At 36.6% G+C, this 13,548-nt stretch carries 16 protein-coding genes and 1 riboswitch; of the genes, 3 read left to right on the top strand and 13 right to left on the bottom strand.

From position 1 onward, the window contains the following. Positions 1-67: 67 nt before the first annotated feature. On the bottom strand, positions 68-442 hold the full coding sequence (locus ACZ5N5_RS12530) for a cupredoxin domain-containing protein (RefSeq protein ID WP_054787433.1): 375 nt from the start codon (positions 440-442) through the stop codon (positions 68-70). A 189-nt stretch (positions 443-631) separates the two neighbouring features. On the opposite strand from ACZ5N5_RS12530, the gene ACZ5N5_RS12525 reads away from it, so the two are divergent. Beyond that, positions 632-1,312 (top strand): thermonuclease family protein, encoded by a 681-nt coding sequence (locus ACZ5N5_RS12525; RefSeq protein ID WP_464372582.1) that lies wholly within the window; start codon positions 632-634, stop codon positions 1,310-1,312. A gap of 33 nt (positions 1,313-1,345) precedes the next feature. On the opposite strand, the gene ACZ5N5_RS12520 is transcribed toward ACZ5N5_RS12525, so the two are convergent. The 12 genes from ACZ5N5_RS12520 to ACZ5N5_RS12465 all read right to left on the bottom strand — a co-directional run bounded on the left by ACZ5N5_RS12520 (position 1,346) and on the right by ACZ5N5_RS12465 (position 11,047). Beyond that, entirely contained in the window at positions 1,346-2,083 is a 738-nt protein-coding gene (locus ACZ5N5_RS12520) for a hypothetical protein (protein ID WP_277680117.1), read from the bottom strand. 16 nt (positions 2,084-2,099) lie between these two features. Beyond that, positions 2,100-2,864 (bottom strand): hypothetical protein, encoded by a 765-nt coding sequence (locus ACZ5N5_RS12515; protein WP_464372581.1) that lies wholly within the window; start codon positions 2,862-2,864, stop codon positions 2,100-2,102. After that, complete coding sequence (locus tag ACZ5N5_RS12510) at positions 2,858-3,733, bottom strand: ABC transporter ATP-binding protein (RefSeq protein ID WP_464372580.1); 876 nt, start codon at positions 3,731-3,733, stop codon at positions 2,858-2,860. The genes ACZ5N5_RS12515 and ACZ5N5_RS12510 overlap by 7 nt, the downstream gene beginning before the upstream one ends. Then, positions 3,705-4,541: a hypothetical protein gene (locus ACZ5N5_RS12505; RefSeq protein WP_464372579.1), complete on the bottom strand. Its 837-nt coding sequence runs from the start codon at positions 4,539-4,541 to the stop codon at positions 3,705-3,707. Before ACZ5N5_RS12505 ends, ACZ5N5_RS12510 begins: the two co-directional genes overlap by 29 nt. 86 nt (positions 4,542-4,627) lie before the next feature. Next, positions 4,628-5,017 (bottom strand): hypothetical protein, encoded by a 390-nt coding sequence (locus ACZ5N5_RS12500; protein ID WP_054787425.1) that lies wholly within the window; start codon positions 5,015-5,017, stop codon positions 4,628-4,630. A 192-nt stretch (positions 5,018-5,209) separates the two neighbouring features. Then, positions 5,210-5,995 (bottom strand): TatD family hydrolase, encoded by a 786-nt coding sequence (locus tag ACZ5N5_RS12495; protein WP_464372578.1) that lies wholly within the window; start codon positions 5,993-5,995, stop codon positions 5,210-5,212. A 4-nt stretch (positions 5,996-5,999) separates the two neighbouring features. Beyond that, on the bottom strand, positions 6,000-6,734 hold the full coding sequence (locus ACZ5N5_RS12490) for an ABC transporter ATP-binding protein (protein ID WP_054787424.1): 735 nt from the start codon (positions 6,732-6,734) through the stop codon (positions 6,000-6,002). 2 nt (positions 6,735-6,736) lie between these two features. After that, positions 6,737-7,483, bottom strand: coding sequence for an ABC transporter permease (locus ACZ5N5_RS12485; protein WP_464372577.1), 747 nt, complete (start codon positions 7,481-7,483; stop codon positions 6,737-6,739). Between the two features lie 43 nt (positions 7,484-7,526). After that, entirely contained in the window at positions 7,527-7,820 is a 294-nt protein-coding gene (locus ACZ5N5_RS12480; protein WP_109984940.1) for an MTH1187 family thiamine-binding protein, read from the bottom strand. Positions 7,821-7,835: 15 nt separating this feature from the next. Further along, positions 7,836-8,780 carry an ABC transporter substrate-binding protein gene (locus ACZ5N5_RS12475; RefSeq protein ID WP_464373782.1) on the bottom strand — a complete coding sequence of 315 codons (945 nt, stop codon included), beginning with the start codon at positions 8,778-8,780 and terminating at the stop codon, positions 7,836-7,838. A gap of 118 nt (positions 8,781-8,898) precedes the next feature. Further along, positions 8,899-9,008: riboswitch (TPP riboswitch) on the bottom strand. A gap of 235 nt (positions 9,009-9,243) precedes the next feature. Then, entirely contained in the window at positions 9,244-9,843 is a 600-nt protein-coding gene (gene wrbA / locus ACZ5N5_RS12470; RefSeq protein WP_109984941.1) for an NAD(P)H:quinone oxidoreductase, read from the bottom strand. 208 nt (positions 9,844-10,051) lie between these two features. Next, complete coding sequence (locus tag ACZ5N5_RS12465; protein ID WP_464372576.1) at positions 10,052-11,047, bottom strand: metal ABC transporter solute-binding protein, Zn/Mn family; 996 nt, start codon at positions 11,045-11,047, stop codon at positions 10,052-10,054. A gap of 220 nt (positions 11,048-11,267) precedes the next feature. Between ACZ5N5_RS12465 and ACZ5N5_RS12460 the strand changes: the two genes are divergently transcribed. Both ACZ5N5_RS12460 and ACZ5N5_RS12455 read left to right on the top strand, forming a co-directional pair. Further along, on the top strand, positions 11,268-12,041 hold the full coding sequence (locus tag ACZ5N5_RS12460; protein WP_464372575.1) for a FixH family protein: 774 nt from the start codon (positions 11,268-11,270) through the stop codon (positions 12,039-12,041). Positions 12,042-12,190: 149 nt separating this feature from the next. Beyond that, positions 12,191-13,498, top strand: a complete 1,308-nt coding sequence (locus ACZ5N5_RS12455) for a lysine N(6)-hydroxylase/L-ornithine N(5)-oxygenase family protein (protein ID WP_464372574.1) — start codon at positions 12,191-12,193, stop codon at positions 13,496-13,498. The last annotated feature ends 50 nt before the right edge of the window (positions 13,499-13,548 follow it).

The raw sequence follows: 13,548 nt of genomic DNA, 5'->3' as shown, positions 1-13,548 counted from the left end.
ATTCTCTGACCTTTCTATTCTACTATTTACCAAAAAAATAACCGAGCATATAGCCCGGTTCAAAAAATTATTGGACAACTAATGTTGCTACCATTTCGTCATGACCTGTTCCACAAGGGATGCTACAACGAATAGTATATTCACCTGCTTCTAAGTTTGCAGTAGCTGTGCCCTCATTTTCTATTGCGATATCTGTATTATCGATCGAAATTCCATGGTACCCATCTTCACTTGTAAGTTGGACAGTTACTTCTCCTGCTGGAACTGTGTATTCTTCTTTGTCAAATTCCCAATTAGATGCTTTTATATCTACTACTTCACCATTCTCACTTGAAGCTGATTCATTTGTGTCAGCTTTATTATCTTCTTCACCGCCACCGCAAGCTGCAAGTAGTAATACTAGAAATAGGCTTGAAACTAGTAATAAAGTCCACTTTTTCATAATTATTACTCCCTTTCATATGTGTTTCTATTACTAGTATATACCAAAAATCTATTTTTTATAGTGACTTATATCAAGCTTCACAAATTCTTCACATTATGACAAACGTATAATTGTTCGGTTTGCCATTGTCTGGAATTATTTTCTATAGTACACTGTTAAGGAATATAAACAACATGGAGGGAGCTCATGATCTTTCGAAAGACAATCATTTGTTTGATTACACTTTTATGCCTGCTTACTGGATGTGGTATGTCCGTAGATCAATCAACTGTTCAAACTAATCATGTAACAAATAAGGAAGAAAACTTAGTAACCGCATCAGTCTTACGAGTTGTTGATGGGGATACATTAAAAATAGAAATAAATGGAGAGGAAGAGACGATTCGGCTTCTTCTTGTGGATACACCAGAAACGAAGCATCCCGACCTTCCCGTTCAGCCATTTGGTGAAGAAGCATCACGATTCACGGAGAATTTGTTATCAAATCAGCAAATCCAAATTGAATTTGACGGTCCACAACGCGATAAATATAATCGATTATTAGGTTATGTATGGATAGATGGAGAAAACTTCAATAAATTGCTATTAAAAGAAGGTTTAGCGAAATATGCCTACGAATATGATCCTCCTTATACACATCAAGAAGAAATGAAGATGGCGGAAAAACAAGCAAGGCAAGAAGGGATAGGTATCTGGAGTATAGATGATTACGTTTCAGAGGTTGGATTTCACGCGGACTCAGAAGACAATGTTATTTATGGGAGTTGTGCGGAAGCTAAAGAAGCAGGGGTCACTCCTCTATACAAAGAAGACCTTGGATATCATTTAGATTTGGATGGTGATCGAGATGGGATTGCATGTGAATAAGAAACAACCACGAAGTATATTGGGCTGTTTCTCCTATCCTTGCTTATAACTTATGAGCAAGGTCACCATGGAACAAAGCAAGATGATAAGCAGATTGAAACAATGATAGAATACTAGCTCACTAGTATTCAATTGTGCGAAGGAGGAATAATGAATAGGTGACAACCAACGTGGGATCCATTCATATGTTCGAAATATACACAAAATAACTAGTAGAACCGTATACAATAAATAAAAGATCTGATTTTTTTGAAATAGATAAGTTCCCAAAATCGCGATTGCACATAATGTCATGAGGCCAGAAACGAGAATAAGATAGCTACCTGTAATATTTAGAATGAATTCTCGATTAAGATGAACCTCGAAAAATAGGGAACCAACCAACATATGTAAGATAAACAGAGAAAAAGTATAGAGAAGAATAAAGAAAGTAATAGCACTTGCTTTACAAATGAGCATATGTGACCACCGATGAATTCTTAACAATACCAGTTGATCGTATTTAGAGAAAACACTCATTAGAGAGTTTATACAAATTAAAATAGGTAATAAATTCGCTAACCAACCAACCATTCTAATAAGGTGATCAGGAGATTTAATGCCAGCTAAAGAATAAACTAGATAATCCATAAGGTTGACATTATTCTCGATCGACAAATCAGAAACAAGGAAGATACGAGTCATCGCTAAGCACAAAAAAAGAAACAGAAGAGAAAAAATAGTCTTCCCGTTTAGAAGATAAACAAGATTTGCCACAAAAATTCTTCTCATTCTATTGTCACCCTCTTCAAAACTGTTTTTTTCTAATGTGTATAAACATTAAAATAATAGAAATAAATAACACAATAAGGTTATAACGAATCGACCAATCGATCGTAAAGTTCTCTACTTGCTCACTGATTTTATTTGGATATAGGGAGAAAAACATCATTTGTGCAATGGGCGTAAATTTAAACATTGTTCGTATCGGATAAATCATCCAAACTATGTAACTCAATAAACAAATGAATACACCGAATCCTAGTGCTATCACTGAATTAAAATATCTTAAAGAAATAAACATCGTAAATGTGCCAATTGAAGTTAATGTCACGATATATAAGGTAATTAACGAAGTAAGGATTGTCAGTGGGTTTTGCTCCTCATAAAAAAATTGTGCACTATCCCAGCTCAATTCCACATGCATCCCTTGAACCCATCCAGAAATAAAAAACAGAATAAAACAAAGAACGGAAAAAGTGAATGCTGCAGCAAAATGAACTACAATAAAATAAAAAAGAAGTCTGACCTTTGATCTAGCCCTTATATAAATAATATTTGAAGCCATTATTTTAGGAATAAAATCCACTATTAGAAGGAAGTAGAGTAATGGAATAACAATTAACGTTAGATAATGTTGGGTTAGCCCCGTGACGATAAATTCAAATATATTTTCAGACTTCTGCACTCCTGTACGATCAATAAAAAAGGTGAGACCAAATAGTGTACCTGTTACAACAAGCCAACGCCATCCATTATGAATAAACAGCTGAATCAATCCGACAGTTAGCATAACACAACCTCTTCCTCCATCATAATCTTTTCTGGTATTATATGGTAACTCATTAAAAAAGCTAATAATTCTTCCTTACTTTCCCACTCCCCTTTACACTGGCCAGTTGCAAAGCCGCCAACCCGTTTGATGATACGGAAATCTGTTAAGACATAACTTAACTGTTCTAATTCCTCAACTGTACGAACAAGAATAATCCATTCACGTTGTTTTTGTTTCTGGATCAGTTCTAATTTTCCGTCCTTTAACAAATAAACTTTGTCGCAAAACCTGCTTATTTCTTCTTCAATGTGAGAGACGAGAATGATCGCAACATGATCATTAATTTGTTTTTCTAAGATCTGGCGAAATAAATCAACCCCATCCTTATCCAATCCATTTGTTGGCTCGTCCAATAGTAAAATTTTCGGTTCTTCCATAATTGCTTGTGCAATACCTAAACGTTGTAGCATACCTTGAGAATATTTCCTTACCTTTTTCTTATCCATAGGTTCTAAACCAACCATTTTTAAACTTTTTTTAATCGTTTCTTTACCGATTTTTTCTTGGATTCCTGCTAGTAATGCTAGATTTTGAAAGCCAGTAAATTGTGGTAAAAATGTTGGTGTTTCAATCAGAGCACCTATTCCTGCTGGGATTTTCCCAACAAGTCCTGGCTCTACTATTTCATTGGAAACGATCACTTCTCCTTGATCAGGGTATAAAAAACCACATATTTGTCGTAGTATCGTTGTTTTGCCAGATCCATTCGCACCTGTTATACCAACTACTTCACCTGCCGATACAGAAAAATTGATTCCATCCAAAATCATCGTTTTCCCTAGTTTCTTCTTTACACCTTTAAATTGAATTAATCTTTGTTTTTCCATATAATTGCAGTCCTTTCTTAAATTTTAATGAGAAACGAAAATACACTAAAAAAGAAGTAATGAGTAAGGAAAAGAGTAGTATAATCGGCAGTTCTAATAAAGAATATTCGAAACTATTCAGCATATATCCTCCCACTAATTCAAATGGAGCGAATTTATTAATATGAAGAGCAAAGAACAAAAGCTGACCAATGATAAAGATGAAAAAAGGAGCAAACATTACGATATAGACATTTTTTGACCATGTTGCCAATAATATAGAGAGGAGCGATATAAACACCGCCAATATGGCAGTATTTAGCACGATGAAGAAAATATAAAGAAAAGGTGATTGAGTAAATAAGTCATGACCGAAGCTTGGCACATAGCCCTCCATTTCGGTTATAGAATTGGGTGGATGGAAAGATATCCGGAGATATAAAAAGCAAAGTATCTCCACAATGAAAACGAATAGAAAACTATTAATCGATGCAGCTATCATTTTGGAGAAAATATATTTTTTGTATGTCGTTCTTAATAGGATAAACTCTATATATCCTGTTTTTCGATCCAATGCTAAAGATGAACCAGATAAAAGGGCAATAATGAAGGGAAAAACAATTGGCAAAATGGCTTTTGGGCCAACGCCATGTGTATATAGGAATGCCGAGAAGTAATTATAGCTATTCCTTTCTAAGCCTAATTCCGTATTTGGGCGGAATTTTTCGGCACCTAAAACAAATAACGCAACAAATAATAGAAAGGCAATGAGCGTACTCCATGTAAACAGATTTCTCTTCATCTCCGTACGGATTAATTTGACCATCATCACTACACTCCATTCACCATCAGAATATTTGAAAAATGGGGGAGCCTAAGAACTAAGGGCAGTTGATGGAACTGCCCTAATGGAAGTTACCATCTCACACGATATTTTGTATATACAGTAGAGGGATTAGTAAGCCTTGTTTCTAGCATTACTCGGATTGCTCTTAAATTCGTTGCGTTGCTGCGTACACGTCGCCATGTTGCTATCGCTAATGGCACTTCTTCTTGTCCAAGATGAATACGTTTATTATCGTCCACTACTGTTGCATATAGTGCGGCATTATTTTCAACAGTAAGAAGGTATACCTGTTGTACTTTTGGATCCATTGCAGGATGAATAGGAGTGAATAAATTTCCGCCAAATCGGGGTACATTTCCTGAGTAGGTATGATATTGGCTAGCAAATGTTATCCCACTAGTTACCAAGATTCCCATAAGAATGATCAAGGAAGCACCAATAATCTTAACCTTTTTCATTTAGTTCAACTCCCTTATAAAATTTGACTTTCCCTAATGACATCACTACCCTCCCTTCTTTTAGATTAATAATTAATTCGATATCCCTTATATAAATTCCTGCCAAAAACAGAAAAATATTACCATATTTTTCTTGATTGCGCTTTCTATAAAACTAAGATTGTCTCGCTTGAATACTATAAGGGACTCATCTTAAAAAGATGAGCCCCTTAACAAAATTTGATAGAATTCCTTTGTGTTCTCTAATATTTTCCTTTCTACTTCAGGAAGAGAGACCTTTTTTATTGTTGCGATTTGCTTGATAGATTCGGCCATCATTACTGGATGAGTCCTTTTATTTTCAAAAGGGCCATGGAATTGCCATGGTCCATCAGTCTCTACCATGATAAATTCTAAAGGATAGATATCTATTATCCTTTGAATTTCTTTTTCATAAACACAATCTGGTGTGACAGAAATACGATATTGGTTCTTAATCATCCGCTTCATCGTATCGCCAGAGCCTTTGAACCAATGAAAATGTGCTTTATTGTGACCATGTTTTTCTAATAGGTCGCACACAATGTCAGCATCCTCATATACAGCATGAAGCACAATCGGTAAATGATATTCTTTTGCCAAATTGATAAATCTCTCCAAAATATGAATATATGGATTTATATCTAACGTTGGACGTTCTTTTTTTAGATAATAAGGTAAACCCACTTCTCCAATTGCGACTATAGAATGATGGTGTTTTCTGATTAACTCTTCCAATTCAGCTAGTTCTTTCTCATCTGGCAATGACTGCTCTGGGTGCCATCCTAAAGCAGGAAAAACTAGCTTGTTTTTCTGAGATAATGACAATACTTTTTTGCAAGATGCTAAGTCACTTGAAATGGCGATAAGACCTGCAATCCTTTTATCCTTTAAGTCCTTTAGGATAGTTTCCCGTTCTTCCTTTCTATACCAGTCAAGGTGAATATGTGCATCAATCATCAGTTTATGAGCCCCTTAATATTCTGTAAATTCGTTTCTTTATTTCTAATAATTCAGGTGATAAAAGTAAGCGAGCTGTTCGAGGTCGTTCAAAAGGGATATGAACCTCTTCGGTTACTTTTGCTGGGCGTTCGCCTAAGACTAGAATGCGATCGGATAAAAAGATTGCTTCTTCAATATTATGTGTAACAAATAAAACCGAAGGACGTTCTTCCTCCCAGATGGATAATAGCCATTTCTGCATATCTACCCTAGTAAACTCATCTAGCGCAGAAAAAGGTTCGTCTAGACAAATAAAGGATTGTGGACTTAATAAGCTTCTAACAAAAGCTACTCGTTGCTGCATCCCGCCAGAAAGCTGATGAGGATAAGCATCAATATAATCATGAAGTCCTGCACGTTTTAACATTTTCTTTGCCTTTCGTTTATCAGGTCTTTCAAAAAGCTCTGCGGCCAATACTACATTTTCAAGAATCGTACGCCACGGAAAAAGGGAAGGACTTTGAGGCATATAGCTAATGGCACCTTTCTTTCCGATAATATTTTCTCCGTTTAAGAGAATGGTTCCTTGATCTGGCTCATACAAGCCTCCAATTAAATGAAAAATCGTACTCTTTCCACTTCCAGATGGACCTAGTAATGACACAAATTCTCCTTCATTTACCACTAGATTCAAATCTTGAATAATGGTATGTGGTTCAAAGCTTTTCGTTAAGTGATTAATTTGTAATGTGCTCAAGCCTACCCCTCCTTTCTCCATTTGATCAAAGCTTTTTCACAGATTAAAATGATCGCAAAAAAGAATAAGCATAATATCATGATAAATAATATCGCTACAAATACTCTATCTGTTCGGAATGAGGAGGATGCTAATGTCATATAAACCCCAATACCTTGATTGGCTCCTAACCATTCTGAGATGACGGCCCCCATCACACTATAGGTTGCTGAAATCTTTAGTCCTGAAAATATAGCAGGCAAAGCGTGTGGTAGCTCTAACTTTCTAAAAATCTGTTGCTTGGTCGCACCTGCCATTTTCATATAATGAATAAGCTCTGGCGAAGTTTGTCTCAATCCATCAATCGTAGCTACTGCAATCGGAAAAAAACACACAAGGATTATAATCAATAGCTTTGGTGTCATGCCAAAACCAAACCAAATCACGAGTAGTGGTGCCAACACTATAATTGGAACATTTTGTGAAAGGATCATAATTGGATATACTGCTTCTCTCACCTTTGGCAACAAATGTAGAATAACCGCTACCGTTAGTCCAACCACTATCCCCATAACCAAACCGAGTATCGTTAGTTGAATTGTTGAGAAGATATGATGACTATAGTTCGGCCAGTTGTTAAGTGCCTCCTGTATAATGACAGTGGGTGCTGGTAGTATCCAATCTGGTATTTGAAAGATTCTCGTCGATAGCTCCCAGATAAAAAGCATTATCGCAATCACTGAGATAGGAAGCCATGATTTTTTTATCATGTGCTTAACACCGTCCTTACTCTGTTATGTTGTTTCCACTACTTTAGTGATATTTCTCTGTTAATTTTTCCATAGACGCCTGATTGTCCGCCCTTGTATAAATTTTAATTTGGGATATGTTGCTCGTACAGCCCATATCTAGCATACGTTGATTCATTTTTTCAATAATCACTAGTAGTGCAGATAGCTCCCCTTCCATTGTTGTTTCTAATGGATTCACTTGGTACTTCACTCCAGCAGCCTCGATTACCTCAATTGCTGCATCTACAAATGGAATCACATCTTCCCCATTTGGTGTTTTCGGGATAATTTGAATACTCACTAATGCATTTGCCATTTTTCTCTCTCCTTTTTATTCAGGTAAAAATTCATTTGTAAACGCTGATTCTACGTCTAGCTCCCTTTCTAATAGACCATTTTCGAACATCCAATCAGAATAATTTCTCCAAACCTCTGGACGTTGTTCTCCCCATCTTGTAGCATCGTCCTGATATTTTGGAGAGAGCCATTCTTGACTTGCTTTTACCAATTCTGGGTCTAAATCGGGTACTTTATCTATTAATATATCTGCTGCTTCAGCTGGATGACTGATAGCATATTGATAACCCTTAGTTACTGCTGCTAACAATGAACGAACCGTTTCAGAATTCTCTTCTAGCATTGTTTCATTTGTTGTGATAACAGGAGTATAGTAATCTAGTTTTTCTGAATAATCGGTTAAGTAGAGCATATCTAGGTCGATACCACGAAGCTCTGCTTCAACACCAGTCCAACCATAGTAAATCCATGCAAAATCTACATCTCGCTCAACTGCAGTAAAAAAGTCGGTATTGCCAATATTCGTAATGGTAACATCATCTACGGATGCACCCTCTTGTTTCATCAAGGAATCGATTACTGCTGATTCCACTGGTGCACCCCAGCCTCCATATGTCTTTTCGGCAAAATCGGCAGGGGATTGGATTCCTTTCTCTACTGGGGCTGCAAAACCAGAAGTATTATGTTGAATAACAGCTGCTATCGATACAATCGGAATATCCTGTACTCTTGCTTCAGTAACCGCCTCCTGTGCACTTATTCCAAAATCGGCCTTCCCTGCAGCTACCGTTTGATCAGCACCTGCTTCACCCGGAAGCACAATATTGACATTTAATCCCTCTTCCTCAAAATAACCCTTTGCTTGGGCGACATATAATCCGGTATGATTTGTATTCGGTGTCCAATCCAAAACAAACGTGACTTCTGTTAAATTCTGTTTGTCTGTTTGAGAAGAGTCTTGGCCACATCCTGTTAACATAAAAAACATACATGCTAAGACAACTAATAGTTTGTTCAATTTGATTTCCCCCTTATGTCGTTTTTAAGGGATACATATAGAAAAAGCGCTCTAGACAGAAGCCTAGAGCGCATATAGATTCATAATTCCATATGTTCCCTACGCTGGTGCTAACCAGATCAGGTTCTAAGGGTCAGTATCTTCCGGATACAATCTCAACTGGCAACACCAGTCCCCCTACATGTCCATATCTTATTGCTATCACATTCATACTTTGACATATTTATCGTAATTATTCAAGTTTTGTGTACTTCATTGGAGATATGAAAAAAACGAGGCATTCTCTCTACTTTAACAAGTACCTAGTTTTTTTTACTTGTTACCTTAAAAAACTTGGTCGATGCTTCTGCTGTGTAGAAATTTTATATCTTCCTAACGTGCAAAAAAAAGCAGACCTTCATTGCTGAAGATCTGCCTTCTACAATTATGATTGAACTATTTTTGAAGCTACTTCCACTACACGAGTTGCTTGGTGCTTCACTGCTGCTTCTACATCCTCCAGCATTTTACCATCTGGAGTTTGTGTGACACTAGTTCCATAAGGGTTTCCGCCTGCCCCATAGATACATTCATTTGTATATCCAGGAGGGACGATGATCGCACCCCAGTGCATCATAGAGGTATATAAATGTAATAAGGTTCCCTCATGACCACCATGCGCATTAGAAGCAGAAGACATGGCTGTTACTACTTTATTCATCGTTTTTCCTGCAGCCCATAATCCGCCTTGTGAATCAATAAATTGCTTCATTTGAGATGGAACATTTCCAAATCTAGTCGGAATACTGAAAATAATCGCATCTGCCCATTCTATATCATCAGAGGTTGCTACAGGGACATGTTGAGTTTCCTCTAAATGCTGTTTCCAAGCTGGATTAGAAGCTACTGCAGCCTCTGGCGCCGTCTCTTGCGCACGCACCACTCTTACCTCAGCATCTGCTGCTTTCACCGCTTCTGCTGCCCAATTAGCAAGTTGATAATTGGTTCCAGTTGAACTATAATAAATTACTGCTACTTTTACCATATCCTAAAACTCCTTCTTTCCTTCCTTTTTGCATGCCTAGTTCAAACTTCTAGGCCTACATAGCATATCAAGTAATTATCTCTAATTCAAGACAATTGCTTATGACTAAGTGGAACTATCCGAACAGGCTTTCAACAAGTAAAGAAATAATAACCATTAGGAAATATTTAAGCATATAATCTTAATATTTCCTAATGGTTAACTTTCATTAATAATGAAGCGCTTGTTCCAAAACCTCTAGATTTCGTTCCATTAATGTGAAATAATTCTCTTCCTTCTCTATATCTTCTTCCGTTAATACAGATAAATTGTGTAATTGGAGTGACTCAATATTAGCTTCATTTTGAATCACCTTTGCAACTTTAGGCTCTACATTTTGCTCAAACAACAAATATTTAATTCCTTTCTCATCAATTTGATGAATAATTTCTTCCAGCTGCTTTTGTGATGGTTCATCGGTTGGTGATAATCCAGAAATCGCAATTTGTTCTATTCCATAGCCTTGTTCCCAATATCCGTATGCAGCATGTGTTACTAGGATTTCTTTGTTGTCAGATTGTTCTAATTGCTCATGGAAGCTTTGATCAAGTGCTGTTAGCCTTTCTTCTAAATCTTGAAAGTTTTCTTCATAGCTTTCCTTTTGTTCAGGTCTAATCTCCACAAGTGCATCCTTAATATTCTCTGCGAGCTGTACCGCTTTTATTGGATCTAACCATACGTGTGGATCCACATCACCATGATCATGGCCTGCATGATCATGCGCCTCTTCGGTTTCGTGGGAGTGTTCGTGGTCATGTCCTTCTTCATCACCATGATCATGTTCATGTTCATGAACATGTTCCTCTAAATCAATCCCCTCTGCTGCTTCTATCATTTTTACATCTTCTCCTTGCAAGGCTTCTTCTATCTCACCTGCGTACGCTTCTAAATTAGCACCATTAAAAACAAATAAGTCCGCAGTAGCAATCTCAACCATCATTTTAGAGGTTGGTTCGAAATTATGCGGATCAGCACCAGCAGGTAATATAGTGGAAACCTCTACGTCATCTCCTCCAATTTCGTCTGCAAAATATGCTAATGGATAAAGTGTTGTATAGATCGACAGACTGTCATCACTTTCTCCATTTGCTTCTGAACCTTCTTCTCCGCAAGCTGTCAATAATAAAGCGATCAAGATAAACAATCCAATACTTAATCTTTTCAAAATAATTCCCCCATAATATGTAATAAGAATTTGAAATAACTTATTAAAACGTAATTAATACGATTTGATTTTATTATAAAGGATGAATACATTTTTGTAAATAGTAATTATTACGATTTGATTATCCGATGTTAAAAAATGTTCAAATATTATCCATTGATTCCAAATATATTTCAGCGTATAGTTAACAATGACTAATGAAGAATATGGAGGAAAATCAATGAAGCGTTTTAAATTTGTCCTAGTAGTAATCATTGCAATAATGGCTTTAACTGCGTGTGGCTCTGATAATAAAAAAGATACAGAAGAAAAAACACTAGAAGACCTAAAAGTTGAATTTAATTTACCTCAAACAGCGGAGGTAGGGCAAACTGTTCCATTAGAAGCTAACGTTACTTCTAACGGAGATCCCATAACAGATGCAGAAGAAATGACCTTCGAATATTGGAATGTTAACGATGAAGAAAATACGACAAATGTAGAATCGACCAATCAAGAGGACGGAACATACACTGCTGAAGTAATCTTTAATGAACCTGGGACCTATGAGATTTATGCTCATACAACAGCAGGTGGACTTCACACAATGCCAAAGAAATCGATTACTATTACTGGTGAGAAATCAGCTCATTCCGAGGATGAAGCGGCTCACGACCATTCACACGAGGCAACAAATTCAGAAGATGGACATACCCATTCAGCGGATGTTTCTATTCAATTTGATAAAATTAACGAAGCCAAATTAAAAGAGGAAACAAGCCTAACAGTAGATGTTGAATTAGGAAATGAACCCCTCACTGATGCGACCGTGCTCTTTGAACTGATTGATCCAGACGAGAACCATGAACTATTAGAAACAGATCAGGTACATGAAGGCACCTATTCCACTCAACATACTTTTCAGAGTAATGGAAACTATCAGGTTATCATTCATATTTCAAATGATGAAGGATTACATGAACATGAGGAACACCAAATAACAGTTACAAAATAATTGTGCGCTCAAGCTTAAGCGCACTTTTTTTATTTTATAAAACTCTAGGGTATAATGGAAGGTAACTGAATATGGAAAAAACAAAATCTTCAGCTAGCCTGAAGATTACGACATTTTCGAAAGATTTTTATAATAAGTGAGGGAACATAATGGGTAACTCGACAATGTACGATGTTATTGGAATTGGAATAGGACCTTATAATTTAGGACTTGCAGCTTTAAGCTATGAAAGAAGCGATTTAAAAACAATCTTCTTTGATCAGAATGGCCAATTCGTCTGGCATCCTGGCATGCTAATCCCCGGGACGGATCTTCAGGTTCCTTTTCTAGCAGACTTAGTCACTTTTGCAAATCCTACAAGTAAATTTACATTCACTAACTACTTACATCAAAAAAACCGTCTATATAAGTTCTTCTTTTTTCAAAAACTCGAAATGCCTCGTGCTGAATATGCAGCCTATTTAAAATGGGTTGCAGACCAATTACCAACCTGCAACTTTCAATCAGAGGTGGTTGATGTGATTGATCAGAAAGATCACTATGAAGTTGTAGTTAACCATTGGGGTAAACAGACTACAGAGTCTTATTTCACAAAACACGTTGTAATGGGAACGGGAAGTGAACCGAATATCCCTATCGAGTTAGAGGGAGCAGAAATAGAAAATGTCCATCATTCGAGCCAGTATTTGTATCATAAGGATCGTACTATAAAAGCGAAGAACATTACAGTAGTCGGATCTGGGCAAAGTGCTTCGGAGATTTTTTATGATTTATTAAAACTACAGGAGCACTTCTCTTACCAATTATCATGGTATACACGCTCACCTGGATTTCTTCAGCTAGACCAGTCAAAATTAGGACAAGAAGTGTTCACACCTGATTATGTGGATTATTTCTATCATTTAGAATTTAAAGAAAGAATCGAATCATTAGATTATCTTGGACAGCTGCGTAAAGGAATTGATGGAGATACCTTACACCATATTCATGAATGGTTATATCATCATTCTGTTGAGAATAAACCATTACCAATTACCATTCAACCATTAACGGAAATCCATAAGGCAAGTTACACTGGTGATCAATTAAAGGTTGAAGGGGAGCAATGGCAGAAAAAAGAAAGCATTACATTCAACACGGATATTCTCATTCTAGCCACTGGATATGTACCTAATATTCCAGATTGGTTTTACAATCGATTCCAAGATAAGATTGAATGGGAGGATGAAAAAAGATTTAAGGTTCTCAAAAATTTCCAATTGGCATTTAAGGACAAAAATCGTTCCCATCATTTCTATACATTAACAAATTTGGAGCATTCTCATGGAACAGGGGCAACGAACCTCGGCTTGGCTGTTGATCGTAATATTCAAATTATTAACGATATTGCAGGCCGAACCGTATATGGAAACCAACGTGGGACGATATTTTCTCAGTTTTTACCTAATAATAAGTAAGTTACAAAAGTCAAAAATAGCTAGATCTCCACAGTGTGATCTAGCTATTG

It is taken from the genome of Gracilibacillus sp. JCM 18966, assembly GCF_055392695.1.
Note: the sequence above shows the minus strand (reverse complement) of the source record. Positions and strands in the feature narration are given on the sequence as shown.